The 25,852-nt window shown below is 70.8% G+C and carries 26 protein-coding genes, 1 tRNA gene and 1 other annotated feature; of the genes, 10 read left to right on the top strand and 17 right to left on the bottom strand.

Features of this window, described 5'->3' with window-relative positions; genetic code table 11:
• Positions 1 to 418 precede the first annotated feature (418 nt).
• A complete protein-coding gene (locus ACW9J6_RS30415; protein ID WP_457120018.1) occupies positions 419 to 2,452 on the top strand; it encodes a methyl-accepting chemotaxis protein in 2,034 nt (677 codons plus the stop codon).
• Positions 2,453 to 2,491: 39 nt separating this feature from the next.
• On the opposite strand, the gene ACW9J6_RS30410 is transcribed toward ACW9J6_RS30415, so the two are convergent.
• A protein-coding gene (locus ACW9J6_RS30410) for an IS3 family transposase (protein ID WP_457120017.1) occupies positions 2,492 to 3,720 on the bottom strand; the annotation gives its coding sequence in 2 pieces (ribosomal slippage) (positions 2,492 to 3,426 and positions 3,426 to 3,720; 1,230 coding nt in all).
• Positions 3,323 to 3,439: a sequence feature (AL1L pseudoknot), on the bottom strand. Its footprint overlaps the gene before it by 117 nt.
• A 312-nt stretch (positions 3,721 to 4,032) precedes the next feature.
• Positions 4,033 to 4,263 (bottom strand): hypothetical protein, encoded by a 231-nt coding sequence (locus ACW9J6_RS30405; protein ID WP_457120016.1) that lies wholly within the window; start codon positions 4,261 to 4,263, stop codon positions 4,033 to 4,035.
• A 212-nt stretch (positions 4,264 to 4,475) separates the two neighbouring features.
• Here ACW9J6_RS30405 and ACW9J6_RS30400 point away from each other — a divergent pair, with 212 nt between their 5' ends.
• Positions 4,476 to 4,649, top strand: a complete 174-nt coding sequence (locus ACW9J6_RS30400) for a hypothetical protein (protein WP_457120015.1) — start codon at positions 4,476 to 4,478, stop codon at positions 4,647 to 4,649.
• 292 nt (positions 4,650 to 4,941) lie between these two features.
• Here ACW9J6_RS30400 and ACW9J6_RS30395 read toward each other — a convergent pair.
• Positions 4,942 to 5,017: transfer RNA gene (locus ACW9J6_RS30395), tRNA-Glu, on the bottom strand.
• A gap of 91 nt (positions 5,018 to 5,108) precedes the next feature.
• On the opposite strand from ACW9J6_RS30395, the gene ACW9J6_RS30390 reads away from it, so the two are divergent.
• Both ACW9J6_RS30390 and rpoH read left to right on the top strand, forming a co-directional pair.
• Positions 5,109 to 6,122, top strand: coding sequence for an RluA family pseudouridine synthase (locus ACW9J6_RS30390; protein WP_457120089.1), 1,014 nt, complete (start codon positions 5,109 to 5,111; stop codon positions 6,120 to 6,122).
• Positions 6,123 to 6,342: 220 nt separating this feature from the next.
• Positions 6,343 to 7,233, top strand: coding sequence for an RNA polymerase sigma factor RpoH (gene rpoH, locus ACW9J6_RS30385; protein ID WP_457120088.1), 891 nt, complete (start codon positions 6,343 to 6,345; stop codon positions 7,231 to 7,233).
• Positions 7,234 to 7,282: 49 nt separating this feature from the next.
• Here the strand turns inward: rpoH and ACW9J6_RS30380 are convergent, their stop codons facing one another.
• From ACW9J6_RS30380 to ACW9J6_RS30365, 4 genes are all read right to left on the bottom strand, one after another.
• Complete coding sequence (locus ACW9J6_RS30380; protein ID WP_457120087.1) at positions 7,283 to 8,542, bottom strand: histidine kinase; 1,260 nt, start codon at positions 8,540 to 8,542, stop codon at positions 7,283 to 7,285.
• 85 nt (positions 8,543 to 8,627) lie between these two features.
• On the bottom strand, positions 8,628 to 9,920 hold the full coding sequence (locus ACW9J6_RS30375) for an adenylosuccinate synthase (protein ID WP_457120086.1): 1,293 nt from the start codon (positions 9,918 to 9,920) through the stop codon (positions 8,628 to 8,630).
• 160 nt (positions 9,921 to 10,080) lie between these two features.
• Positions 10,081 to 10,425, bottom strand: coding sequence for a hypothetical protein (locus tag ACW9J6_RS30370; RefSeq protein ID WP_457120085.1), 345 nt, complete (start codon positions 10,423 to 10,425; stop codon positions 10,081 to 10,083).
• A gap of 81 nt (positions 10,426 to 10,506) precedes the next feature.
• Positions 10,507 to 11,355, bottom strand: coding sequence for a D-amino-acid transaminase (locus ACW9J6_RS30365; RefSeq protein WP_457120084.1), 849 nt, complete (start codon positions 11,353 to 11,355; stop codon positions 10,507 to 10,509).
• Between the two features lie 164 nt (positions 11,356 to 11,519).
• Here ACW9J6_RS30365 and ACW9J6_RS30360 point away from each other — a divergent pair, with 164 nt between their 5' ends.
• Positions 11,520 to 12,449, top strand: a complete 930-nt coding sequence (locus ACW9J6_RS30360) for a dihydrodipicolinate synthase family protein (protein WP_457120083.1) — start codon at positions 11,520 to 11,522, stop codon at positions 12,447 to 12,449.
• 390 nt (positions 12,450 to 12,839) lie between these two features.
• Here ACW9J6_RS30360 and purB read toward each other — a convergent pair whose 3' ends face one another.
• Positions 12,840 to 14,147 (bottom strand): adenylosuccinate lyase, encoded by a 1,308-nt coding sequence (purB, locus tag ACW9J6_RS30355; protein ID WP_457120082.1) that lies wholly within the window; start codon positions 14,145 to 14,147, stop codon positions 12,840 to 12,842.
• Between the two features lie 190 nt (positions 14,148 to 14,337).
• Here purB and murA point away from each other — a divergent pair, with 190 nt between their 5' ends.
• Positions 14,338 to 15,627 carry a UDP-N-acetylglucosamine 1-carboxyvinyltransferase gene (gene murA / locus ACW9J6_RS30350; protein WP_457120081.1) on the top strand — a complete coding sequence of 430 codons (1,290 nt, stop codon included), beginning with the start codon at positions 14,338 to 14,340 and terminating at the stop codon, positions 15,625 to 15,627.
• A gap of 34 nt (positions 15,628 to 15,661) precedes the next feature.
• On the opposite strand, the gene ACW9J6_RS30345 is transcribed toward murA, so the two are convergent.
• The 5 genes from ACW9J6_RS30345 to hemB form a co-directional block, all read right to left on the bottom strand.
• Positions 15,662 to 16,408 carry an arginyltransferase gene (locus ACW9J6_RS30345; RefSeq protein WP_457120080.1) on the bottom strand — a complete coding sequence of 249 codons (747 nt, stop codon included), beginning with the start codon at positions 16,406 to 16,408 and terminating at the stop codon, positions 15,662 to 15,664.
• 128 nt (positions 16,409 to 16,536) lie between these two features.
• Complete coding sequence (locus tag ACW9J6_RS30340) at positions 16,537 to 17,052, bottom strand: RDD family protein (RefSeq protein ID WP_457120079.1); 516 nt, start codon at positions 17,050 to 17,052, stop codon at positions 16,537 to 16,539.
• 64 nt (positions 17,053 to 17,116) lie between these two features.
• Positions 17,117 to 18,355, bottom strand: a complete 1,239-nt coding sequence (locus tag ACW9J6_RS30335; RefSeq protein ID WP_457120078.1) for a threonine ammonia-lyase — start codon at positions 18,353 to 18,355, stop codon at positions 17,117 to 17,119.
• Between the two features lie 122 nt (positions 18,356 to 18,477).
• A complete protein-coding gene (locus ACW9J6_RS30330) occupies positions 18,478 to 18,849 on the bottom strand; it encodes a hypothetical protein (RefSeq protein WP_457120077.1) in 372 nt (123 codons plus the stop codon).
• Complete coding sequence (hemB, locus tag ACW9J6_RS30325; RefSeq protein WP_457120076.1) at positions 18,846 to 19,898, bottom strand: porphobilinogen synthase; 1,053 nt, start codon at positions 19,896 to 19,898, stop codon at positions 18,846 to 18,848. Before hemB ends, ACW9J6_RS30330 begins: the two co-directional genes overlap by 4 nt.
• A gap of 260 nt (positions 19,899 to 20,158) precedes the next feature.
• Here hemB and ACW9J6_RS30320 point away from each other — a divergent pair, with 260 nt between their 5' ends.
• From ACW9J6_RS30320 to ACW9J6_RS30305, 4 genes are all read left to right on the top strand, one after another.
• Entirely contained in the window at positions 20,159 to 21,205 is a 1,047-nt protein-coding gene (locus tag ACW9J6_RS30320) for an enoyl-CoA hydratase/isomerase family protein (RefSeq protein WP_457120075.1), read from the top strand.
• Position 21,206: 1 nt separating this feature from the next.
• Complete coding sequence (locus tag ACW9J6_RS30315) at positions 21,207 to 21,674, top strand: DUF6163 family protein (RefSeq protein WP_457120074.1); 468 nt, start codon at positions 21,207 to 21,209, stop codon at positions 21,672 to 21,674.
• A 172-nt stretch (positions 21,675 to 21,846) separates the two neighbouring features.
• Positions 21,847 to 22,362, top strand: coding sequence for a transcriptional regulator LdtR (gene ldtR / locus ACW9J6_RS30310; RefSeq protein WP_457120073.1), 516 nt, complete (start codon positions 21,847 to 21,849; stop codon positions 22,360 to 22,362).
• An 89-nt stretch (positions 22,363 to 22,451) separates the two neighbouring features.
• Positions 22,452 to 22,670 (top strand): DUF2093 domain-containing protein, encoded by a 219-nt coding sequence (locus tag ACW9J6_RS30305; RefSeq protein WP_457120072.1) that lies wholly within the window; start codon positions 22,452 to 22,454, stop codon positions 22,668 to 22,670.
• Positions 22,671 to 22,772: 102 nt separating this feature from the next.
• On the opposite strand, the gene ACW9J6_RS30300 is transcribed toward ACW9J6_RS30305, so the two are convergent.
• The 4 genes from ACW9J6_RS30300 to ACW9J6_RS30285 all read right to left on the bottom strand — a co-directional run bounded on the left by ACW9J6_RS30300 (position 22,773) and on the right by ACW9J6_RS30285 (position 25,829).
• Complete coding sequence (locus ACW9J6_RS30300; RefSeq protein WP_457120071.1) at positions 22,773 to 23,327, bottom strand: fasciclin domain-containing protein; 555 nt, start codon at positions 23,325 to 23,327, stop codon at positions 22,773 to 22,775.
• An 89-nt stretch (positions 23,328 to 23,416) separates the two neighbouring features.
• Positions 23,417 to 24,106 (bottom strand): anti-sigma factor, encoded by a 690-nt coding sequence (locus tag ACW9J6_RS30295; RefSeq protein ID WP_457120070.1) that lies wholly within the window; start codon positions 24,104 to 24,106, stop codon positions 23,417 to 23,419.
• The gene (locus ACW9J6_RS30290) at positions 24,103 to 24,675 is read right to left on the bottom strand and encodes a sigma-70 family RNA polymerase sigma factor (RefSeq protein WP_457120092.1); all 573 of its coding nucleotides are present in this window, start codon (positions 24,673 to 24,675) and stop codon (positions 24,103 to 24,105) included. Before ACW9J6_RS30290 ends, ACW9J6_RS30295 begins: the two co-directional genes overlap by 4 nt.
• 116 nt (positions 24,676 to 24,791) lie before the next feature.
• Positions 24,792 to 25,829, bottom strand: coding sequence for an alpha/beta fold hydrolase (locus ACW9J6_RS30285; protein WP_457120069.1), 1,038 nt, complete (start codon positions 25,827 to 25,829; stop codon positions 24,792 to 24,794).
• Positions 25,830 to 25,852: the final 23 nt, after the last annotated feature.

Raw genomic sequence — 25,852 nt, 5'->3', positions numbered from 1 at the left:
TATGCTCCGGATCCAGCGGTCAAAGTGAGAACCAGAGAGCGCCTCGCGCGGTGTCGTGGTGCGCGCCATCCTCGAAGGATCTAATCACCGCGGCCTAATCTCATCGCCTTCCGATAGGCCGATTGTATAGAGCAAAAGATCTAAATGACCTTCCCACGGTTTCACAAGTTGCAGATTACATGTTGAAGTTGGTGAAAAAGTCGAACCTGTATTTATGAAAGTATTCATGATTCCACGATACTGTATTCCGGGTCAGGCTGCGTCTCTGTTGTTCCCAGCCGAAACCTGAGCGTCAGCGCACCTGGCAATCCACATTTCGCCACAACTCGCTTTATAAGGCAGAACCGAGATGACCCATGTACGAGTTAATAGGTCGGTCAAAACGGCCCTGCTAGCTCCTATTTTGGGTTTATCAGGCTTGCTGCTCTTCGCCGATGGCCGTCAAAGCTTGGATGCGTGGCACAGCTACCGATCGGCCCAGGCAGCTCAGGAGTTCGACGCCGGCGCGAATCGCTTCGTCACGGGCCTCTTCGAAGTGCTCATGGAGCGCCTTGCCACCAACAATGGACTTCAGGCGCCGGCGCCCGCGAGCGTCGAAGTCCTGGATGAAGTCGAGCGACGACGCCTTGCTGTACGGCAGAACTTCGACATCGGTCTGACGGCCTTGGAAAGGTTCGACTTCCCCAACAAGCAAGCCCTGCTGCAGGACCTCAGCACGGCCGTGAATGCCGCCAATCAGGCGCGTCGGCAGGCCGACGACGCCCTGAAGCTCCCGCGCGATCAGCGCGACGAGGTTCTGCGTAAATCCTATGTGCCGGCTATCACGGCCTCGGTGAACGCTGCTCTGAAGGTCTGGTTTGCCGCCCTCCATGATGCAGCTACCAGCGATCCAAGTCTGGCCCGCCTTGCGATCATCAAGGAGCTTGGGTGGCGCATGCGCGACATCGCAGGCATGGAGCGCTCGAACATCGCCTCGGCCATCTCCGCAGCCGCGCCACTTCCTGCCGAGCGGATCCCGGAGAACGCAGCCATACGGTCGCGGGTCGACCTGCTCTGGCAGCAGCTCGAGAACCTGACGGCCGATGCTGCGACGTCGCCGGCGATCACGCGGGCTATGGCAAGGGCCAGGGAGGACTACTTCACCGGGTTCCGCAATCTCGCCGACCAGATGCGCAAGGCAAGCGACGAGGGTGGCAAGTACGGTCTCACGACGCCGCAGTGGGTTGGGACGACGACGCCGCAGCTGGGAACCCTCTTGCAAGTGATGTACGCGGCTGGTCAAGCGAGTGAGCTGCACACCGAAGCTGTGCGTCAGGCAGCCCTGTGGAGCCTTGCCTCGCAGCTCGCCTTGTTCCTTCTGGGGCTTGTGTCTGCGGCGAGCGCCGCTCTCATCGTGGTGCGCCGAGTGGCGAGGCCTCTTGCCGGTTTGACCTTGACCGTTGAGCGTCTCGCGACCGGGGAGACCGCCGTGATGGTTTCAGGAACGGAGCGGAAGGACGAGATCGGCGCGATCGCCAACGCGCTTGCAGTGTTCAAGAATGCGCTGATCGAGCGCGCGCACCGGGAGCAGCTGACTGCCTCGGCGGCCGACATGACGGCGCGCAGGACGCATGCGACAGCTGAACTCATCGAGCGCTTCGACGCCAAGGTGAGCGGCTTGGTTCAGGCGCTTGCCCGCTCAGCGTCAGAGTTGGAAACGACTGCCGGCGCGATGACCACGACCGCCGAGCACACCAGTCAGCAGTCGGACAGGCTCACCACGGCCGCCAACCAGACGACGGCGAACGTTCAGGCTGTTGCAGCGGCCACCGAGGAGCTTGCAGCCTCGGCCAGCGAGATAGGGGCTCAGATTGCCCAGTCTTCAGCGATAGCCGGCAGGGCGCTTGATGACGCCAAGCGGACGAACGCGACGGTCCAGACACTCGCCCAGAGCGCGCAGAAGATCGGGGACGTGGCAGCCTTGATCAGTGGCATCGCGGGGCAGACAAACTTGCTCGCGCTGAACGCCACGATCGAGGCGGCGCGTGCAGGGGAGGCTGGGCGAGGCTTTGCGGTTGTGGCTGCGGAGGTCAAGGAACTCGCCAACCAGACGGCGCGGGCAACCGAGGATATCTCGGCGCAGATCACGCAGATCCAAACTGCCACCGGACATGCTGTGGAGGCGATCCGCGGGATTGGCCAGACGATCGAGGAGGTCTACCAGATCGCCACAACGGTTTCGGCTGCGGCTGAAGAGCAGCAGGCGGCGACTCAAGAGATCGCCCGGACCATCGCGCAGGCCGCGCGAGGCACGGATGCAGTGTCGCGCAACATCGACAGCGTGCGCGAGGCGGCAACGCAGACAGGATCAGCTGCTGAGCAAGTTCTCTCAGCTGCAGCTGAGCTGGCGCAAGGATCGTCCACTCTCAGCCGTGAGGTTGGCGCCTTTATAGGTGGGATACGAGCTGCATAATGAACCGCCCCGGTTTTCCCGGAGGCTGTTTGGCTTGGGTCAGGCGGCGAGGGCTGGCTCCTGCACCTGAGCATAGTAGCGCGCTTCCGCTTCAGCGGGAGGCAGGTTGCCGATCGGCTCCAACAGCCGGCGGTGATTGAACCAGTTGACCCATTCGAGCGTGGCGAACTCCACCGCCTCGAAGCTGCGCCAGGGACCGCGCCGGTGGATCACCTCAGCCTTGAACAGGCCGTTGATCGTCTCGGCGAGGGCATTGTCGTAGCTGTCGCCCACGCTGCCGACCGAAGGTTGCACCCCGGCCTCCGCCAGCCGGTCCGTGTACCGGAGAGCCCGGTATTGCGACCCACGATCCGAGTGATGCACGAGCCCGCCCCCTTGAACAGGGCGGCGCTCGTGCAACGCCTGCTCCAAAGCATCGAGCACGAAGCTGGCGTGCGCGGTGCGCGACACCCGCCAGCCGACGATCCGGCGGGCGAACGCATCGATGACGAAGGCCACGGTGACGAAGCCGCTCCAGGTGGCCACGTAGGTGAAGTCCGCCACCCACAAGGCGTTCGGGCGCGGCGCCTGGAACTGGCGGTTGACCCGATCGAGGGGGCAAGACACCGCCGGATCGGGGATGGTGGTGCGGACCGTCTGTCCTCGCACCACCCCCGCCAAGCCCATGGTCCGCATCAGCCGCGCCACCGTGCAGCGGGCGGCCACGATCCCCTCTCGGGCGAGTTGCCGCCAGACCTTCCGGACGCCGTAGACGCCGAAGTTCGCCTCGTGCACGCGCCGGATCTCGCCCATCATCGCCGCATCGGTCTTGGCCCGCGCTGGCAGCCGGCCGGGGTCGGCGCGCCGGGCGACATAGGCGTGGTAGGTCGACGGGGCGATCGGCAGCACCCTGCAGATCGGCTCGACCCCGTAGACCTCTCGATGGTCGTCGATGAACGCGATCATGTCCGAGACCGGCGGTCGAGCTCCGCCATGGCGAAATAGGCCGACGCCTTCCTGAGGATCTCGTTGGCTTGGCGCAGCTCACGGTTCTCCCGCTCGAGCGCCTTGATCCTCTCGCCCTCATCCGTGGTCGGCCCAGCGCGCAGGCCCTGATCCCGTTCGGACTGCCGCACCCAGTTCCTGAGGGTCTCGCCCGAGCAGCCGATCTTGGCGGCGATCGACTGGATCGCCGCCCATTGCGAGCTGTGCTCGCCCTGGTGCTCCCGCACCATCCGGACCGCCCGCTCGCGGACCTCAGGCGAGAAGGGGGGTGTATGCTTCCTCATGGCTCCATCCTCTCGAGAGTTGGAGCCTCCGGAAATCCCGGGACGGTTCATAAAGGAGGGCGTATTGAGGTTATCCCACTCGCTCACTTGAACAGTAACCCGCCTCGTCGTGACGCGTGCGGGTTCTCAGGCTTGCAAACGGGCGTAGGTGGTGGGCGGGGTCTGCTGCAGGTCGCGCCGCGGGCCGAGCACCATCGTCGCCTCGGTGCGGCTGGCAGGGTGACGAGGGGCGAGCGGGTGTTGGCGCCCACGTAGGGGTGAGCGGCGCGTTCCAGATCGGCTCGCCGTCCACCCGGCAGGTGATGCGGAAGCTCATTCGTCGGACAGGAAGGCGACTTGCATCGAGGACGCCGCCTGCAAGCCGTCCACGTGGGCGAGCAGGTGCTGGCTGAAGTCGACGAGGCAGATGTCGCCCTCGGTGCCGAGCGCCTCGGCGTGCTCCACCGGGATCACCGGCCGGCCGAACAGCGTGCCGCAGGGCTGGCCCGAGATGCCGTACGCCCGCATGGCGGACCCGCCCGGCGCCGCGACGGTTCTGCTCAAGCGCCTCAGGACGGTGATCGGCTTCGGCATCGAGACGGGATGATTGAGGTCGATCCGACCCCCGGGCGACGGCGTTCGCGTCGGAGGAGATCCACACCTGGACCGAAGCGGAGATCGCGCAGCTCGAGGCCGTCTGGTCCGTAGGCTCGAAACCGCGGTTCGCCTTCGCGCTCCACCTCTTCACGGGCCGGCGGCGGTCGAACGTGCACCGCATGACCTGGGGCGACTACGACGGCGATCCGCCTCGCGTCGTCCAGCAGAAGACCGCGACCAAGCGCGCGATCGCCGCGCACCCGGACCCCTCCGCCATCCTCGCCGGCACGAAGCGAGCCGGGGTGGCGATCCGGCTCACCGATTACGGCAAGCCGTTCCCGGTGGCCGGCTAAGGCAAGGGGATGGGGGATGCGATCCGGAAGGCTGATCTGCCGGAACGGTGCGTGCTGCACGGCCTTCGCGAGGCTGCGGCACGGCGCCTCGCCGAGGCGGGTTGCACGGCCAACGCGATCATGGCGGTGACCGGCCACAGGACCCTGAGTGAGGTCGAGTGCTGCACGCGGGCGGCCCACCAAGTCCGGCTGGCCCGGGAGGTGATGCGCGAGCAGGTGGTGGCAAGCCTTCACCCGCCGATCCGCGAACCGGCAGGATACTCAAGGAGACTCAGGGGCTTGAAAGGATAGGTGGCGCTCCCAAGGGGACTCGAACCCCTGTTTTCGCCGTGAGAGGGCGACGTCCTAGACCGCTAGACGATGGGAGCTTGCCCGAGCGGTGAGCGGCGGTATAGCGACGGCTCTCCGGGCGCACAAGCCCTGAATCGCGGCGGCGCGACGCTTTTTCGGGAGAGGTGCGTGGAGGACGAAGTCAGGATCGCGGAGATTCCGGTGGGCGAGGGGCCCGAGCGCCTCGATCGCGCCCTCGCGCGGACGTGGCCGGACCTGTCGCGCAGCCGCCTGCAGGCGCTGATCCGCGAGGGATCCGTGCAGCTCGACGGCGCCGAGATCCGCGACGCCTCCGCCAAGGTCGGGGGCGGGCAGAGGGTCGCCGTGGCGGTGCCGCCCGCCCGCCCGGCCGCGCCGGAGGCCGAGGCCCGCGACCTCGTCATCGCGTACGAGGACGAGGATCTGATCGTGATCGACAAGCCGCCCGGTCTCGTCGTGCACCCGGCGCCCGGTCACCACAGCGGCACGCTCGTCAACGCGCTCATCGCGCATTGCGGGACCAGCCTGTCGGGCATCGGTGGCGTGCGCCGGCCGGGGATCGTCCACCGCCTCGACAAGGACACGAGCGGCCTCCTCGTCGTCGCCAAGAACGACCTCGCCCATGCGGGGCTCACCCGCCAATTCGCCGATCACGGCCGCGACGGGGCGCTGGAACGGGCCTACCTCGCCCTCGTCTGGGGCGTGCCGGAGCCCCGGGCCGGCACGATCGACGCCGCACTCGCCCGGTCCGAGCGCAACCGCGAGAAGATCGCCGTGGTGCGCGCCGAGCAGGGCCGCCACGCCGTCACGCATTACCGGACGCAGGACGTGCTCGGGACCCGCGAGCCGGTCGGGCTTGTCCGCTGCCAGCTGGAGACCGGGCGCACGCATCAGATCCGCGTCCACCTCGCCCATCGCGGCCACCCGCTCCTCGGCGACAGGACCTACGGGGCGGCGTTCCGCACCAAGGCCGCGCGGCTGGACCCGGAGGCGCGCGCGGCCCTCGACGCCCTCGACCGGCAGGCCCTCCACGCGGCCGTGCTCGGGTTCCTTCACCCGCGGACCAAGCAGCGGCTCCGCTTCGAGAGTGCCCTGCCGCCGGATCTCGCCCACCTCGTGGCGGCGCTCGGTCGCGGTGCGGCTGCCGCTCCGGGCCGGGCCTGACCGCCGCGCGCGCGACCGTGTGCCGCTCCGCGTGACGGTGCGGCGTTATAGAGCGAAAACGGACATGCGCACCAAAGCGGGGGTTGCGCGTTGATCGCTCCAGACCACCCGTCCGTTGCTACCCGCCGGCCCCGCAGCCTGCTATAAGGGTGGATCGGACGGCCGGCCGCTCGGAGGCCGTTCGCGCTCGCCCGGTTCGGGGAGCTTCCAGGAGGTATGAATGGCTGCTGCACTGCCCGTGCTCGCCAATGAAGGGGGCCTGTCCCGCTATCTCGACGAGATCCGTCGCTTCCCCATGCTGGAGCCGACGGAGGAGTACATGCTCGCCAAGAGCTGGCGCGAGCATGGCGACCGAGAGGCGGCCCACAGGCTCGTGACGTCGCACCTGCGGCTGGTCGCCAAGATCGCCATGGGCTACCGCGGCTACGGCCTGCCGATCGGCGAGGTCGTGTCGGAGGGGAACGTCGGCCTGATGCAGGCCGTCAAGCGCTTCGATCCCGACAAGGGCTTCCGCCTCGCCACCTACGCGATGTGGTGGATCAAGGCCGCCATTCAAGAATACATCCTGCGCTCGTGGTCCCTCGTGAAGATGGGGACCACCGCGAACCAGAAGAAGCTGTTCTTCAACCTGCGCAAGGCGAAGGGCCGCATCTCGGCCCTCGACGAGGGCGACCTGCGCCCCGACCAGGTGAAGCAGATCGCCACCCGGCTCGGCGTGCCCGAGCAGGACGTGATCGAGATGAACCGCCGCCTGAGCGGCGACGCCTCCCTCAACGCGCCCCTGCGCGAGGAGGGCGAGGGCGAGTGGCAGGACTGGCTCGTGGACGACAGCCCGAGCCAGGAGGCCGTGCTCGCCCGCGAGGAGGAGGGGCAGAACCGGCTCGCCGCCCTGCGCGACGCGCTCGGCGTCCTCAACCCGCGCGAGCGGCGGATCTTCGAGGCCCGGCGCCTCGCCGAGGACCCGATCACGCTGGAGGACCTGTCGAGCGAGTTCGGCGTCTCGCGCGAGCGCGTGCGCCAGATCGAGGTGCGGGCCTTCGAGAAGGTGCAGGACGCGGTCAAGCGCAACCTCGCCAGCCGCGAATCCGCCCGCGCGAGCGTGCCGGCCTAGACGGGCGCCCGGCCGCCCGGGAAGCGCCCCGGGCGCGGGCCGGCCCCGCTCACCGCCACTGCTCGAAGGCCTCGCGCATCACCGTGTCGCCGGCCGATCCCTTCTCGAAGGTGAGGATCCCCCGCACGCCCGAGGCGTAGCGGATCGGCAGGTCGATCCAGGCGCGCCGCAGCAAGAGGTCGCTGTTGCGGTCGATGTCGGCTTTGAGGTTCGACAGGCCGATCAGGAAGATGTTCTCGCGCACGGGCACCGGCAGGCCCGAGACGGGCGAGCCGCGCGCACTCTCGTCGTCCTTGAACTGGAGCAGGCCGACGTCGCGGACGCTGCGGGCCGGATCGGTGGGCGTGAAGGTGAGTTCGATCACGTGCGAGGCCGGCAGGGTCGCGTCGGTGTTGCGTCGGATCACCATCCCGACCGTCAGGCCCGCCTCCTGGACCTCGATCGTCGCGCGCACGACCGTCTGCAGCGGCTGGCCCTGGCCGGCATTCACGGCGTCGAGCCGCCAGACCACCTGCCCCTGGACCGCCCGCGGGGCATTGTTCGGGCCGCCGGATTCCTCGTAGAGCGTCGCGCGCTGCGCGATCGCGATGTCCTTGCCGGCCGCTGCCGGCGCCGGCGCCGCGGCCGGGACAGGCGAGGGCGCGGTGGACGAGGGCGCGACGGGCGCCGGCCGCTCGGCCCCACCGCCGACCCGGTCGGCGAACTTCGAATCCTGATTCTCGGGCGGGCGCTCGGCGGCGTTCTCGCTGATCTTCGACTGCACGGTCGCCGGCGTGTCGCGCAGGGAATAGGCCGCCACCGCGATGGCGCCGATCACGCCCGCCAGCGCCGCCGCCACGATGCCGTTGCGCAGCAGCCGCGAGCGATCGCCCTTCGGCCGCACCACGTCGATGCGGGGACGCTGACGGGCCGGGACGTCCTCGGCGGCCGGGTCCACCACGGCCTCGGACGGGCGCACCCGCTCCGGCTCCGGCAGCTTCAGGGCGACCGGCGGGCCCGGCTCGGGCAGGTCGGGCGCCGGCGGCGGGGGCGGCTCCTCGGGCAGCCGGCTCGGCACCGCGGCCGCCGCGGCCGCTACGGCCGGCTCGGCAACGGGCGCCGCGCCGTGCTCGACCTCCAGGCGCGCGATGGCGCCGTCGAGGGAGCGGCACTCGGCGTCGATGTCCTCCTCGGACAGGGGCGGATCGAGTGAACGGAGCTGGCCGGTCAGGGCCGTGCGCGCGCGCGCATACACCGCCTCACGCATCTCGGGCGAGCGATCGGGCAGCGCGTCCAGCGCACGAGCGAGCAGGGGATAATAATCAGCCATATCCGCCGCCTGCCATGTCGCGCCGGGCGGCGGTCGTCAAGCTTCGTGGTGCCACACCCGGCCCAGAAGACGCGACGAAGGGGGCTCAATCCTCGAAGGGATTGTGGACGAGAATGGTGTCGTCCCGCTCCGGCGAGGTCGACAGCAGCGCCACCGGCGCGCCGATCAGTTCCTCAATGCGCCGGACGTACTTGATCGCCTGGGCCGGCAGGTCCGCCCAGGAGCGGGCCCCCGCCGTGGTCTCGAACCAGCCGTCGATCGTCTCGTAGACCGGCTCGACGCGCGCCTGGGCGCCCTGGCTCGCCGGCAGGTGGTCGATCACCGCCCCATCCAGCCGGTAGCCGGTGCAGATCTTGATCGTCTCGAACCCGTCCAGGATGTCGAGCTTGGTGAGCGCGATGCCGTGGATGCCGGAGGTGCGCACGGTCTGGCGCACCAGGGCGGCGTCGAACCAGCCGCAGCGCCGCTTGCGGCCCGTCACGACGCCGAATTCCCGGCCGCGCTCGCCGATCCGCTCGCCGATCGCGTCAGTGAGTTCGGTGGGGAAGGGCCCCTCGCCGACGCGGGTCGTGTAGGCCTTGACGATACCGAGCACGTAGCCGATCGCCGAGGGACCGAGGCCCGAACCGGTGGCGGCTTGCGCCGCCACGATGTTTGAGGAGGTCACGTAGGGGTAGGTGCCGTGGTCGACGTCGAGGAGCGCGCCCTGCGCCCCCTCGAACAGGATGCGCTGGCCGGACCGCCGCGCCTCGTCGAGGAGTGCCCAGACCGTGTCGGCGTAGGGCAGGATCTTGGGCGCGATGGCGAGGAGGTCCGCCTTGAGCGCGGCCCCGTCCACCTCCTCGATGCCCAGCCCTCGCCGCAGGGCGTTGTGGTGGGCGAGCAGCCGCTCGATCTTGGCGCCGAGGAGGTCGGCATCGGCGAGATCGACGACCCGGATCGCGCGCCGCCCGACCTTGTCCTCGTAGGCCGGGCCGATGCCGCGCTTGGTGGTGCCGATCTTGAGCGTGCTGTTGGCGGTCTCGCGGTAATGGTCGAGCTCGCGGTGGAGCGGCAGGATCAGGGTCGCGTTGTCGGCGATCCGCAGCGAGTCGGGCGTGACCGACACGCCCTGCCGGGCGATCCGCGCGATCTCCTCCACGAGGTGCCAGGGATCGACCACGACGCCGTTGCCGATCACCGACAGGGTGCCGCCGCGCACGACGCCCGAGGGCAGCAGGGACAGCTTGTAGGTGACGCCGTCGATGACCAGCGTGTGGCCGGCATTGTGGCCGCCCTGGAAGCGGACCACCACGTCGGCCTGCTCGGCGAGCCAGTCGACGATCTTGCCCTTGCCCTCGTCGCCCCACTGGGCGCCCACGACGACGACGTTCGCCATCCGCTGATCCGATCCTGTGAACGCAGACGGACAGCCCCGGCCGGCGGCCGGGGCTGTCGCTCGGGGCGGTCTTGGGCGATCCGCCGCGGGAAATCAAGGAAGCGCGATCGGAGCCGCCGTCCCGGCCGCTCGCCCCCGACTTGGTCCCCTCCTCGGCCCCCTACTTGGCCTCGGTCGCCGGTCCGTTGCCCGGGAGGTCGCCCGGCTTGATCACGCGAGTCGAGTTGGGATCGGCGACCGGCGGCTTCACGCTCATGTCCGGCGTGCCGTTCGCCGGCGGCTTGATCACGCCGTCGGACTTCTCCAGCTTGTCGCTCAGCGTCGAGCCGGTCGTGTCGGTGTCGGTCGTGCCGGGCCGGACCTTCTCGGGGATGGTCTGGTTGGGCGGCGGCAGGTTGGGGGAGGTGTCGCGCCCCTTCAGAGGCGCGTCGGGCGATTGGGCCAGGGCCGCGGTGCTCATCAGCGCCGCGACGGCCAGCACGGCGCCGCGCGTCAGCTTCGGCATCTCTGTCTCCTTCGATCGTGCCAGGAGAACAGGCCCGGTCGCCCTCCGGTTCCGGCAAAGCTCGCGACGGAGGGGGCCGCTTCAGGCCCCGGCGAGTTCGAGGTAGAGGCCGCGCAGGCGGCGCGTATGCGGCCCGGGCTGGCCGCCACCGATTCGCTGGCCGTCGATCTCGACCACCGGCATCACGAAGGCGGAGGCGCTGGTGAAGAAGGCCTCGGCCGCGCCGAGCGCCTCCGCGAGCGTGAAGGGCCGCTCCTCGACGGTCAGGCCCGATTCCTCGGCGAGGCGGATCACCGCCTGGCGGGTGATGCCGGGCAGGATCGCGGTCGAGAGCGGCCGGGTGACGATGCGCCCGTCCTCCGTGATGATGAAGGCCGTGGAGGAGCCGCCCTCGGTCACGAAGCCGTCCTCGTGCATCCAGGCCTCGTTGGCGCCGGAGGCGGCGGCCGCCTGCTTGGCCAGAACCTGCGCGAGCAGGGCCACGGACTTGATGTCCCGGCGCTTCCAGCGCAGGTCCTCGACCGACACCACCTTGGCGCCGCGCTCCGCGAGCGGGTTCTGCGCCACGGTCTTGGCCTGCGTGAACATGACCACCGTGGCGGGCGTGCCCTCCGGCGGGAAGGGGAAGTCGCGCTCGTACACGCCGCGCGTCACCTGGATGTAGACGAGGCCCTCCCGCAGGCCGTTCCGCTCGACGAGGCCGGTTTCCAGCGCCGTCCATCCCTCCGTGTCGAAGGGATTGAGGATGCCGATCTCCTTGAGCGAGCGGTCGAGCCGGGCGAGATGCGCGTCGTTGTCGACGAGGCGGCCGTTCAGCACCGCGCTGACCTCGTAGATTCCGTCGGCGAACAGGAAGCCGCGATCCATGATCGAGACCGTCGCCTCCTCATAGGGGAGGAAGCGGCCGTTGACGTAGACGATGCGCGACATAGGACTTCCTCGGGACGACGTCCTCGCGGGGCGGCACCATCCTTCAAGCAAGCGGGCGGCTGCGCCGCAAGCGCATTCCGCGGCGCACGCGCATGCGGGGGATGCGGTTGCGCCCGACGGCGGCGGCCTCCTAGGGTAGAGGCCCCGCAGCACGGATCCGGCACATGCGCCTCTCCCCCGACGCGAAGGGCGTCTATCCCATCGCCCCGACCCCGTTCCTGCCCGACGGGCGGATCGACGAGGCCTCGATCGACCGGATCACCGACTTCTACGGCGAGATCGGCGCCACCGGCCTGACCGTGCTCGGCGTGATGGGCGAGGCGCCCAAGCTCGACGGAGCCGAGGCCGCCGCGGTGGCGTCGCGCTTCATCCGCCGCACCACGTTGCCGGTGATCGTCGGCGTCTCGGCGCCGGGCTTCGCCGCGATGGCCGGGCTGGCGCGCTCCGCCATGGAGGCCGGGGCGGCCGGCGTGATGATCGCCCCGCCCTCGAACCTGCGCACGGACGACCAGATCGTCGGCTACTACGCCCAGGCGGTCGAGGCGATCGGGGCCGATGTGCCCTTCGTGATCCAGGATTTCCCCCTGACCTTCACGGTGGTGATGACGCCCGGCGTCATCCGGCGGATCGTGCAGGACAACCCGTCCTGCGTGATGCTGAAGCACGAGGACTGGCCGGGCCTGGAGAAGATCTCGGCGCTGCGCGGCTTCCAGCGCGACGGCTCGATGCGGCCGATCTCGATCCTGTGCGGCAATGGCGGGCTCTTCCTCGACTTCGAGTGCGAGCGCGGCGCCGACGGGGCCATGACGGGCTACGCCTTCCCGGAGATGCTGGTCGACGTGGTGCGCCTCACGGGCGCGGGCGAGCGCGACCGGGCGCACGACGTGTTCGACGCGCACCTGCCGCTCCTGCGCTACGAGCAGCAGCCGGGCGCCGGGCTGGCGGTGCGCAAATACGTGATGATGCGCCGGGGCCTGATCACGTCGGACGCCCAGCGCCGGCCCGCGGGCGGGCTCTCGGCGACGGCGCGGGCCGAGGTGGACTTCCTGCTCGGGCGGCTGGCGCGGCAGGACGCGCGGGCGCGGCTGAGCTGACGCTCATCCGAGCCTCGCTCCTCTGCGCTCGCGGATTCAGTTCGGGTCGTTCGCATGTCCTCTCCCCGTGTTTGCACGGCTGTCCGGGGAAATTGTGAGGCACTCCTCCCCTCTCCCGAGTGGGAGAGGGGCCGGGGGTGAGGGTGGCTCGGCTTCCGCAAGAAGGCGCAACTGTGCCGCTGGCAGCTCAACGGTCCAGTTTTCTTGCTGACGCGTCCGGCCCTCACCCCTACCCCTCTCCCACTCGGGAGAGGGGATCCTGCGCGAGCAGGGATGGCGTAGTTCGTTGTTGACGTAGCCTTTTTTCGGAGGCCAAAGCTCATTTGAACGGGCCTCCAATCTTCTCCGGACAGCCGTGCCGCGGAGTGGAGGGTACGCGCCGCACCTCGCTCACCCCTCGCCGAACACCCGGCGGAAGATCGTGTCGACGTGCTTGTAGTGGTAGCCGAGGTCGAAGCAGGCCTCGATCGCCTCGGGGCTCAGCGCCGCGGTCACCTCGGGATCGGCCTTGAGCAGGGTGAGGAAGTCGCCCTGGCCGCGCCAGACCGGCATGGCGTTGCGCTGCACCAGCCGGTAGGCATGCTCGCGCGACACGCCGGCCTGAGTGAGCGCCAGCAGCACCCGCTGCGAGTGCACGAGCCCGCCGAGCCGGTCGAGGTTCTTCTGCATGGTGGCCGGGTAGACCAGGAGCTTGTCGATCACCCCGGTGAGCCGGGCGAGCGCGAAGTCGAGGGTGACGGTGGCGTCGGGCCCGATCATGCGCTCGACCGAGGAGTGGGAAATGTCCCGCTCGTGCCAGAGCGCGACGTTCTCCATGGCCGGCAGCGCGTAGGCGCGCACCATCCGGGCCAGGCCGGTGAGGTTCTCGGTGAGCACCGGGTTGCGCTTGTGGGGCATGGCGGAGGAGCCCTTCTGCCCCTCGGAGAAGAACTCCTCGGCCTCCAGCACCTCGGTGCGCTGCAGGTGACGCACCTCGATCGCCAGCCGCTCGACCGAGGAGGCGACCACGCCGAGCGTCGCGAAGTACATGGCGTGGCGGTCGCGGGGGATGACCTGGGTCGAGACCGGCTCGGGGGTCAGGCCCATCTTCTGCGCGACGTACTCCTCCACCCGCGGGTCGATATTGGCGAAGGTGCCGACCGCCCCCGAGATGGCGCAGGTCGCGACCTCCTTGCGGGCCGCCGCCAGCCGCTCGCGGGCGCGGGCGAATTCCGCGTAGGCCTGGGCGAGCTTGAGCCCGAAGGTGACGGGCTCGGCGTGGATGCCGTGCGAGCGGCCGATGGTCGGGGTCAGCTTGTGCTCGAAGGCCCGGCGCTTGAGGGCGGCGAGCAGCGCGTCGATGTCGGCGATGAGGAGGTCGCTCGCCCGCACGAGCTGCACGTTGAGGCAGGTGTCGAGCACGTCGGACGAGGTCATGCCCTGGTGCACGAACCGCGCCTCGGGACCGACGATCTCGGCGAGGTGGGTGAGGAAGGCGATGACGTCGTGCTTGGTGACGCGCTCGATCTCGTCGATCCGCTCGACGTCGAAGACCGCGTCGCGGCCCTTCTCCCAGACCTTGTCGGCGGCCTCCTTGGGCACGACCCCGATCTCGGCGAGCGCCGTGGTGGCGTGGGCCTCGATCTCGAACCAGATCCGGAAGCGGGTCTCGGGCGACCAGATCGCCGTCATCTCGGGGCGGCTGTAACGGGGGATCATCGGGCGCCTCGCACGCGGTTCACGGGTCTGGCGCGCCGGTAGCACGGGGCGGGGAGGGGCTCAACGCCGCCCCGCGGCACGGCGCCGGGAGGCGCCCGCGAAAACCAAGTCGCCGCCGCCGCCGCGGTGCCGTAAGAGCATTGGGCGCAAGGCCGCGTCGCTTCAGCCCGTCCGTCGTCGTGAGGCTCAGATGCCGTCGATCCGCTACCTCGTCGAGGGCCGGCGCCCTCTCGCCGGAACGATCCGGCCGGCCGGCAACAAGAATGCGGCCCTCCCGATCATCGCGGCGTGCCTGCTCACGACGCAGCCCGTCACGCTGTCGAACGTGCCCCGGATCCGGGACACCGAGACCTTGATCGCCCTCGCGCGATCGGTGGGAGCGGAGGCCTCGTGGGAGGAGGGCGGCCGGCTCCGGATCCAGGCCCGATCGGTCGATGCCGTCGACCTCGATCCCGAACTCTGCGCCCGCATCCGGGCCTCGATCCTCCTCGCGGGCCCGCTCCTCTCCCGGTGCGGCCGGGTGCGGCTGCCCCCGCCCGGCGGCGACGTCATCGGACGCCGCCGCCTCGACACGCATTTCCTCGCCTTCGAGCAGCTCGGGGCGCGGGTGACCCTGGACGACCACATCGAGGTGGTCACCGACGGGCTGCGCGGGGCCGACGTCTTCCTCGACGAGCCGAGCGTGACCGGAACCGAGAACGCGCTCATGGCCGCCGCAGCGGCGGAGGGAACGACCGTTCTCCGGAACGCCGCCTGCGAGCCGCACGTGCAGGATCTCGCCCGCTTCCTGGTCGCGCTCGGCGTGCCGATCGCGGGGATCGGGAGCAACACCCTGACGATCCAGGGACGCTCCTCCCTCGGCGGCGCCGATTTCACGATCGGACCGGATCACATCGAGGTCGGCTCGCTCATCGGCCTCGCCGCCGCCACCCGCTCGCCCCTGCGGATCGCGCAGGCCGGCCTCGAGCATCTGCGCTGTGTCCGGATGGGCTTCGAGCGTCTGGGCGTCCGCTGCGACACGGAGGGCGAGGACCTCATCGTCCCCGGAGGGCAGACGATGCGCGTTCAGCCCGATTTCGGCGGCCACGTGCCGAAGCTGGAGGACCAGCCCTGGCCCGCCTTCCCGGCCGACCTGATGTCGATCGCGATCGTCACGGCCACGCAGTGCGACGGCATGATCCTCTTCCACGAGAAGATGTTCGAGTCTCGGCTGTTCTTCGTCGACAAGCTCATCGCGATGGGGGCCCGCATCGTCCTCTGCGACCCGCACCGGGCGATCGTGGCCGGTCCCTCGACGCTGCACGCCGCCCGGGTCTCGTCGCCGGACATCCGCGCCGGGATGGCCATGCTGCTCGCAGCCCTGTGCGCGGAGGGCACCAGCGTGATCGAGAACGCGGACCAGATCGAGCGCGGCTACGAGCGCATCGATGCGCGCCTGAACGCGCTCGGCGCGAGCATCCGGCGCGAACCGGCCGCGTGAGGCGCCGCGGCCGGGCCGGATCGACGGGGTGCCGTCACTCCACCCGCGCCCAGCCCTGCGGCATCAGCCGCTCCTGAGGGCCGAACTTCGCCTTGTAGTCCATCTTGCGCGAGCCCTCGACCCAGTAGCCGAGATAGAGGTACGGCAGCCCGAGCAGCCGCGCCCGCTCGATGTGGTCGAGGATCATGAAGGTGCCGAGCGAGCGGTCCGCCTCCGCCGGCTCGTAGAAGGAATAGACCATCGAGAGCCCGTCCGAGAGCACGTCGGTCAGGCACACGGCCACGGGCGTGCCGACGCCGCGCCCGTTGATCGCGGTGTCCGGCCCGCGCTTGCGGTAGACGACGAGGTGGGTCTCGACGTGGCTGTCCTCTACCATCATGGCGTAGTCGAGCACCGTCATGTCGACCATGCCGCCATCCCCGTGGCGGGCGTCGAGGTAGCGGCGGAACAGCGCGTATTGCTCCGAGGCCGGGCGGTTCGCCTGCGGCTGGCCGACGAGGTCGCGGTTGCGCTTCAGCACCCGGCGCTGGCTCGCGCTCGGCTGGAAGTCGCTCACCACCACCCGGACCGAGACGCAGGCCCGGCAGGTCTCGCAGGCCGGCCGGTAGGCGATGGTCTGCGAACGACGGAAACCGCCCTGGGTCAGGATCTCGTTCAGGTCGCGGGCGCGGCGCCCGACGAGGTGCGTGAACACCTTCCGCTCGTGCTGCCCCGGCAGGTAGGGACAGGGCGAGGGCGCCGTCAGGTAGAATTGCGGGGCGTCGCGCGGATGACTCGTCACGCCTGGGACCGCCTCCTCGGGCGGCGCGAAAACACCGCATGCCCCACCATAGCACCGCGAGTCCGCGGCTCAACACGTCCACACGGCCGAGGCACTCCCGTCATCCCCAGGCTCTCCCCGGCGCGCTCTCAGGCGGCCCGCACGACCGCGAGGCCGACGATCAGATCGTGGCCGGTGCGCCGGTCGGCGCGCAGGAGGCCGATCCCGACATCGAGGACCCAGAGCAGGAAGGTCGAGACCGCCACGTAGAACAGCAGCGCGTGCACGCCCGCCGTGATCCAGTCGACCGGTCCGCCGGTCTCCGCCTGAACGGCGCGCAGGCCGAGCATCCGCATGCCGTAGGTGCTCTGGGCCGGGCCGCCCAGCGTGATGGCGCTGTAGAGGATCCCGCTCGCCGGCAGGATCGCGAACAGGGTCCAGCCGAGCCCGAAGGTGATCACCCCCAGGAAGGCGATCGCCAGCCAGAGCAGGCAGGTGAAGCCGAAGATGAAGGCGATGTCGAGGAGGTAGGCGAGGAAGCGACGTGTCAGCGACGCGTATACCACCGGGACGGGCGCGGAGCCGAAATCCGGCGCGGAGCCCGGCCAGGATTGTCCCTGCCAGCCCGGGTTCTGCCAGTTGTTGCCCTGCCACGAATTCGCCATCGCCCGTGCTCCATCGGGTCTGTCCGCCATCTAAGTGGCGTCGCTGTCGGTCCTGCTCAAGTCCTCACGGAGACGCCGCGGTGCCGTGCGGGCCGATCCGGCGCGGGCTCAGGCCCTCGGCGGCCAGCGTCGCCAGGATCTCGGCGGTGTGGCCGGGGCCGCGGGTTTCGATCGTGACGTCGATCGTCACGCTCTTGGCCGGCACGTCGAGGTGCAGCCGCCCGTGCGACACCTCCAGGATGTTGGCGCCGAGTTCGCCGAGCCGCCCGGCGACCCGCCCGAGCACGCCGGGCCGGTCGCTCGCCGTCACGCGGAAGGAGACGATGCGGTCCGCTCGCTCCAGCTCGCGCACCATCACGGAGGCGAGGAGCCGCGCGTCGATGTTGCCGCCGCACAGGACGAGGCCGACGCAGCGCCCGGCGAAGCGGTCCGGATGCGCCAGGAGGGCCGCGAGCCCCGCCGCGCCGGCGCCCTCGGCCAGGCTGCGCTGCAGCGTCGCGTAATCGTGAACGGCGCGCTCGATCTCGGGCTCGGTCACGAGCAGGATCTCCCGCACCCGGTCGCGGATGATCGGCAGGGTGAGGCGCCCGACCGTCTTGACCGCGATGCCCTCGGCGAGGGTCGGGCCGCCGATCGGGCGCTCGCCGCCGTCGATGGCGTTGAGGAAGGAGGGGTAGAGCGCTGCCTCGACGCCGTAGAGGTCGAGGCCGGGCCGGGTCGCGGCCGCCACTGCCATGCCGGCCATCAGCCCGCCGCCGCCGATCGGCACCACGAGGCAGTCGAGATCCGGAGCGTCCTCCAGCATCTCCAGCGCCACGGTGCCCTGCCCGGCCATCACCGCCGGGTCGTCGTAGGGATGGACGAGGACGAGGCCCCTCGTCTCGACGAGGCCGCGGGCGACGTCGGCGGCCTCGTAGAGGGTCTCGCCCTCCAGGACGACGGTGGCGCCGTGCGCGCGGGTGTTCTCGACCTTCACCAGAGGGGTGGTCGCCGGCATCACGATCGTGGCCGGGATCCCGAGCCGGCGGGCATGGTAGGCGACGGCCTGTGCGTGGTTGCCGGCCGACATCGCCACCACGCCGCGGCGCCGCTCGTCGGCGTCGAGCCGGCTCAGGCGGTTGACGGCGCCGCGCTCCTTGAAGGCACCGGTCGCCTGCATGTTCTCGTGCTTCACGAGCACCCGGGCGCCGGTGAGCTCGGACAGGCGGGGGGCCGGCACCAGGGGGGTGCGCAGCACGTGGCCGCGGATGGTGTGCGCCGCGCGGGCGACGTCCTCCGGGCCGATGACGTAGGGTTCGCTCAAGGTATCGCTCGCGATGATCGGCCCGTCTGCGGCGGGTAACTGCGCGGTCAGCATGGGCCGCGGCGCGCTCCCTGTCGATGGACGAATCTCAGAAGATGTCGTCCCGCCGGGGAACCTCCGGATCAGCCCGGGGCGGGCTCGGCCAAGGCCGCATCGGGCGTGTCGAGGTAGTAGTGCTTGAGGAGGTAGAGGGCGGCCTCGCCGACCGGGCCGCGGTCGCTGACGACCGCGCCCAGATCGGTGCGGCTGCGCTCGGAGAAGCGGCAGATCACCCAGCGGACGAGGGGCGTGCGCCCGTCGCGCTCCTCGGCGAAGTCGACGCGCAGGCTGCGCGGCGCGCGGCCGGGCGCGGCGCCGATCACGCGGATGCGCGCGCCCGCCGCCACGAGGGTCGGAAGGACGCGGCGGCAGACGCGCTCCTGCTCGGGATCGATGTCCGGTGCGCAGGCGCCGAGCGCCAGCGTCAGCGCCAAGAGGGCGAGGGCGGTCCTCACCCGGCCCGCAGGCGCTCCGCCACGCGCGGCGCGAAATAGGTGAAGACGCCGTCCGCGCCCGCGCGCTTGAAGGCGGCGAGACTCTCCAGCATGGCGCGGTCGCCGTCGAGCCAGCCGTTCTGGGCGGCAGCGGCGATCATCGCGTATTCCCCCGACACCTGGTAGGCGAAGGTCGGCACGCCGAACCCGTCCTTCACCCGCCGGATGATGTCGAGATAGGGCAGGCCCGGCTTCACCATCACCGAATCGGCGCCCTCCTCGAGGTCGAGCGCCACCTCGCGCAGGGCCTCCTCGGAATTGCCGGGATCCATCTGGTAGGTGCGCTTGTCGCCCTTGAGCGTCGCGCTCGTGCCGATCGCGTCGCGGAACGGGCCGTAGAAGGCGCTCGCGTACTTGGCCGCGTAGGCCATGATCTGCACGTCGCGGAAGCCGGCCCGGTCGAGCCCGGCCCGGATCGCGCCGACGCGCCCATCCATCATGTCGGACGGGGCGATGACGTCGGTCCCGGCCTCGGCCTGGATCAGGCTCTGCTCCACGAGGAGCGCCACCGTCTCGTCGTTGACGATCACGGTGTCGTCGAGGATCCCGTCATGGCCGTGGCTCGTATAGGGGTCGAGGGCCACGTCCGTGATGATGCCGAGGTCCGGCACCGCCGCCTTCACGGCCCGCACCGCCCGGCAGACCAGGTTGTTGCGGTTCAGCGCCTCCGAGCCGGTCTCGTCGCGCAGACCGGACTCGACGTAGGGGAAGAAGGCGATGGCCGGGATGCGCAGGGCGGCCGCCTGCTCGGCCGCGCGCACCGCCTCGTCGACGCTCAGGCGCTCGACGCCCGGCATCGAGGCGATCGGCTCCCGGCGGCGCTCGCCCTCGATCACGAAGAGCGGCCAGATCAGGTCGTCGACGCTGAGCGTGGTCTCGCGCACCAGGCGGCGCGACCACTCCGCTTTGCGGTTGCGGCGCGGGCGCTGCGTGAGGCCGAGGCCGGGCGCGGCCTCGCTCCGGGCGGCATCGCGGGCGAGGGGCCGGGGGAAGGGCTGGATCTGCGACATCGGCTCGGGCTCTCACGGACCCGCCCGGGGACGGGCCCTGTCATTGTTCTAAGGATGAGGTAGCACAGACGCGGCCCGGCGCGGAACCCGGCCGTGGGGGCGCGGGCCGCATGAGCGGCATCCGTCCGCCGCGGATCACGGGCCGCCCGGCCCCGGCGCCCGCCCTCTCTGGGGATGCGTCGGGCGGGCGGGCCGATCGGGCGCGGCGCGCGTTGACGCCGTGGGCGCGCGGCGGCTAACGGCGCTGGCGAGGAGGAAGGATGGCGATGACGGATGCGGCGCAGAACGACGTCCTGGTCGAGCGGCGGGGCGCGGCGGGACTCCTGACCCTCAACCGGCCGAAGGCGCTCAACGCCCTCGACCTCGGGATGGTCCGCAGCCTGCACGCGGCCTTCGCGGCCTTCGCGGAGGATCCGGCCGTGACCCGGATCGTCCTGCGCGGCGAGGGGCGCGCCTTCTGCGCGGGCGGCGACATCCGGCGGGTCCACGACGAGGGGAAGGCGCGGGGCGCCGGGGCCGCGGTGGGTTTCTTCCGCGAGGAATACGGGCTCAACGCGCTGATCCAGCGTTTCCCGAAGCCGGTGGTCTCGCTGATCGACGGGATCGTGATGGGGGGCGGCGTGGGCCTGTCGCTGCACGGTTCGCACCGCGTGGCGGGCGAGCGCTACCTGTTCGCGATGCCAGAGGTCGGGATCGGCTTCTTTCCCGATGTCGGCACGACCTACGCCCTGCCGCGCCTCCCCGGCGCCGCCGGGACCTACCTCGCCCTCACCGGCGACCGGGTCGGACCCGGCGACGCGCTCGTGCTCGGGCTCGCGACCCACGCGGCGCCGGCCGCGTCCTTCGGGGCGATCGTGGACGCCCTCGCGGCCGGCGGCGAGATCGAGGCGGCCATCGGCGCCCACCCGGCGCCCCCGCCCGGGCCGATCCACGCGGCGCGCGCCGTGATCGACTCGTGCTTCTCGGCGCCGAGCGTCCCGGAGGTGCTGGCGCGGCTCGACGCGGAGGGATCCCCCTTCGCCCAGACCACGGCGGCCACGATCCGCAGCCGCTCGCCGACGAGCCTCCTCGTCGCCTTCGCGCAGATGCGCCGCGGCGGCGCGATGGGCTTCCCGGAGGCGATGCTCACCGAGTACCGGATCGTCAGCCGCATCCTGGAGGGACACGACTTCTACGAGGGCGTGCGCGCGGTGCTGATCGACAAGGACGGCGCCCCGCGCTGGCGGCCGGACCGGCTCGACGCCGTGCCGCCCGCGGCGGTGGAGGCGCATTTCGCCCCGCTCCCCGACGAGCCGCGGTTCGGCTGAGATGCGCGGCCTCCCCAAGGTCCGCACGCCGCCCGCCCGCGGCATAGCGCTCTCGGAGGACGGGGGCGACCGCATCGAGCGCCACGCGCCCCAGCCCGGCGCGCGCTGGGACATCGTCCTGATCTGGCTGATGCGCATCGTCGCCGCGATCTGGATGGTCAAGGGCCTGAGCGCCTGGGCGGAGATCCTGGGGGCGCGGCCCGGGGCCTCGCCCTTCGAGGGTGCGCCGGTCGGGCGCCAGGCCGTCATCATCTATTTCGGCGTGATCGACCTCCTGGCCGCCGTCGGCCTCTGGCTCGCCACCGCCTGGGGCGGCGTGGTCTGGCTGCTCGCCGCGACCTCCGCCTTCGTCCTGGCGCTGCTCACGCCCGAACTCCTGCCGATGAGTTTACCGAATCTTGCTTTCGACGGAGCAATCGTACTTGTTTACTTCACGGTATCCTGGCTCGCTTCGCGCGAGATACGGTGAAGAGAGCCTTCCGGGGCGGCGCATCCCGCCGCTTCATCTTCAATTTACCCACACCGGTAAATCGCGAATTTATCCTATCGTTTAAAGCCAAATTCACGGGGTCGGCCTAGGTTGAGGACATAAGCGGAGCGGGAAACGCCGCCGACGCACCGAAGTACAGAGAGGCGAAACCATGAAGAACCGGGCCCTGAAGGCTGCCGAGCCGTCCCACACCGTCGATGCCGCTCCGGCGGTGCGCAGCCACTACCTGGAAGCCCTGCATCTCGTCGAGCGCCTGCATCGCCGGCTGCTCGACGTCATCAAGGACGAGTTCGAGCGCCGCGGCCGCGAGGACGTCAACAGCGTGCAGGCGCTGCTCCTCTACAACATCGGCGACAAGGAACTGACGGCGAGCGAGCTGCGCACCCGCGGCTACTACCTGGGCTCGAACGTCTCGTACAACGTCAAGAAGCTGGTCGAGACCGGCTACCTGCACCACGCCCGCTCCAAGACCGACCGCCGCTCGGTGCGCATCAGCCTCACCGACAAGGGCCGCGAGGTCCACGAGATCGTGCGCGGCCTCTACGACAAGCACGCCAAGACCATCCAGCCGATCGGCGGCATCTCGGACGACGACTTCATGCGCCTGAACCAGTCGCTGGCGCGCCTGGAGCGCTTCTGGACCGACCAGATCCGCTACCGCCTGTGAGACGCGCCGGCCCCCGCGACCGGCGCGGCCCGTCGACAGGCGCGCCGCCGCGGCCTACACGCTCCGTCGGCGAGACAGGAGGGGCCGGCATGCTAGGGCGATTCGACCGGGGGGGCTCGGGTGAGGCGGTGGTCGAGTACGGGGACAGCAACCTGCGGGTGGTGCGTCCCGGCCGCTTCGTGCGCTGCGCGGTGACGGGGGCGGAGATCCCGCTCGACGACCTGCGCTACTGGAGCGTCGCCCGTCAGGAGGCCTACGCGGGTCCCGACGCCGCGATGGAGCGCCTCAAGGAGACCGGCCGTCCCTGAACGGGCCGTCGCGCCGGCACGAAGACCGGGCGGGAGCCGCCGCCCGCCGAGGACGCCCCCGCCCGGAGGCGAGAGGCGTCCGGCCGCGCCGCGGAGGCGCGATCAGGGCATCAGCACGGTGTTGACGACGTGGATCACGCCGTTCGACTGCATCACGTTGCCGATCGTCACCTTGGCGGTGTCGCCCTTGGCGTCGGCCACGTAGAGGGCCTTGCCCTTCTGCATGATGGTGAGCGGCTCGCCCTCGACGGTCTTGAGTTCGGCCTGGCCGCCGCCCTGCTTGACCAGGGCCATCAGGTCCCTGGCCGTGTAGGCGCCCGGCACGACGTGGTAGGTCAGGATCTTGGTGAGCGTCGGCTTGTTCTGCGGCTGGACCAGCGACTCGACCGTGCCCGCCGGCAGCTTGGCGAAGGCGGCGTTGGTCGGCGCGAAGACCGTGAACGGGCCGGGACCGGCCAGCGTGTCGACCAGCCCCGCGGCCTTCACCGCCGCGACGAGCGTGGTGTGATCCTTCGAGTTCACCGCGTTCTCGACGATCGACTTCGTCGGATACATCGGCGCACCGCCGACCATCGGGTTCTTGGCCAGCGCGGCACCACCGACGCCGATCGCGAGAGCGAGGGCCAGGGCGGGGGTCTGGAAGCGGCGGAACGTCATGATCTCATCCCTTCGTTCGTGCGCCCCGTGTCTCGGGGACGGGAGCCTGTACGGAGGGAGGGTGCGGAAAGTTTCGGGAGCCTCGGACCTCAATCCCGCACGAGCGCCCCGCTGTAGACGACCGGCCCGGTCGGGCTGCCGGAGGGCGAGCCGCCCGGGGGCTCGACGGTGACCGCGATGCGTGCGCCGTCGCCGATCGTGCGCTCGGCCGCGGGCAGCAGGAAGCGGGCGCTCGGTCCGCCCGGCACGAGGCCCAGCGAACGGGGCGCCGCATCCCGGCCGATGTACCAGAGTTCGAGGCTGCGCTCGCGCGGCGTCTCCGCCGCGAGCGCGCGCACCTGCACGGTCCCGGCCCCCGTATCCACCCGCACGACCAGCGCGGGCAGTTCGCCGCCGCGGTTGACCACCGCCACGTATTGCGCGGCGGGTTCGGCCGGCCGGAACCGGTCGACCGCGATGAACAGGGCGAGACCGGCCGCGAGCGCGCTCGCCGCCACCCCGATCCGCCGCCAGCGCCGCAGGGCCGGGGCGAGGTCGACGACCGGCGCGGAAGCCCGCCCGGGGAGCGCGGCGCGGATCGCGTCCCAGGTGGCGGGATCGGGCCTCACGGGCAAGGCCGCCTCGTGGAGCGGGGCGAGACGGCGCTCCCAGGCGGCCTGGGCCGCCGCGAGACGCGGATCGGCCGCGCGGTCGCGCTCGAAGGCGAAGCGCTCGTCGGCGCTCAAGGTGCCGAGGACGTATTCGGCGGCGCGCAGGTCGGGATCGTCGGTCTCGCTCATGCGGCTGCGTCCAGGCAGAGGCGGAGCGCCGCGAGCCCGCGGTGCAGCCACGTCTTCACCGTGTTGACCGGCTTCGCGTAGCGCGCGGCCAGTTCCTCCCGGGACAATCCTTCGCAATAGGCGAGCACGATGCACTCGCGGTGCGTGACGTCGAGCCCGGCGAGGCAGGAGAGCAGCGCCTTGCGGTCGAGCACGGCCGCCTCCTCGTCGCGCGGGTCCGCGATGCGCGCCAGCCAATCCTCACCGTCCTCGCCGTCCGGCATCGCGACCTCCGTCCTGCGGCGGACGACATCGATGGCCCGGTTCCGCGCGATCGCGACGAGCCACGCCATCGGGCTCCCGGTCTCCGGCGCGTAGGAGGGCGCGCTCTGCCAGATCCTGAGATAGGCGTCCTGCAGAACATCCTCGGCGCTCGCCCGGTCCCGCACGATACGCAGCACGACGCCCAGGAGTTTCGCCGCCGTGCGGTCGTAGAGGACGCGAAGCGCGGCTTCGTCGCGGCCGGCGACCTCGGCGATCAGGCCCGCGAGGTCCGCCCCCGCCGGCTTCGGTCGCTCCTCCACGCGCATCATCCCCCGGGATCTCCGCCGCCGCTCGCCGCGGTGGCGGCGACAGGACCCTAGTCCGCGGACGGGCGATGCACCATGCGACCCGAATTGCAGCTCACAGCCGCGAAGCCGGCGGATCAGGCCGCGTCGACGTCGATCACCGCCTGGGCGAAGGCGCGCGGCGCCTCCTGGGGCAGGTTGTGGCCGATGCCCCCGTCGATCAGGCGATGCGCGTATCGCCCGGTGAACTTCCTGGCATAGGTCTCGGGTGCGGGGTGGGGCGCGCCGTTCGCATCGCCCTCCATCGTGATGGTCGGCACCCGGATCTCCGGCGCCCGGGCCAGCCGCTCCTCCAGGGCGTCGTACCGCCTCTCGCCGTCGGCGAGGCCGAGCCGCCAGCGATAGTTGTGGATGACGATGCTGACGTGGTCCGGATTGTCGAAGGCGCGGGCGCTCCGAGCGAAGGTCGCGTCGTCGAAGCGCCAGCGCGGCGAGGCCGTCTCCCAGATCAGCCGGGCGAAGTCCGCCCGGTTGGCCTCGTAGCCGGCCCGGCCCCGGCTCGTCGCGAAGTAGAACTGGTACCACCAGGAGAGTTCGGCTCGCGGCGGCAGCGGCGCCTTGCCCGCCTCCTGGCTGCCGATCAGGTAGCCGCTGACAGAGACCAGGGCCTTGCACCGCTCCGGCCACAACGCGGCGACGATGCACGCCGTGCGCGCGCCCCAGTCGAAACCGCCGAGCACCGCGCGGGCGATCCCGAGGGCATCCATCAGGGCGATGACGTCGAGCGCGAGCGCCGCCTGCTCGCCGTTGCGGACCGCGTCGCCGGCCAGGAAGCGCGTCGTGCCGTAGCCGCGCAGGTGGGGAACGATCACCCGATACCCGGCGGCGGTCAGGATCGGCACCACCTCGGCGAAGGCATGAATGTCGTAGGGCCAGCCGTGCAGCAGGATCACCGCCGGGCCCTCCGCCGGGCCGGCCTCGACGTAGCCGATGTCAAGGACGCCGGCCGCGACCTGCCGCAACGCGCCGGGCATGGGGCCGGGCACCTGGGCGGGGCCGGTCTCGGCGCTCGCGCGGCCGCCGAGCCCGAGTTCGGACACCGCGGCGGCGGCGGCGAGGCCGAGGAGCCGGCGGCGGCTCGGGTCGAGGGTCGCGGGTCGTCTGGCGTGTGTCATGGGCGGCCTCCTCGGGTGCCGTC

This window comes from Methylobacterium sp. JK268 (assembly GCF_054052225.1).
The sequence above is the reverse complement of the archived record's forward strand: the minus strand, read 5'-3'. Positions and strand labels throughout refer to the sequence as shown.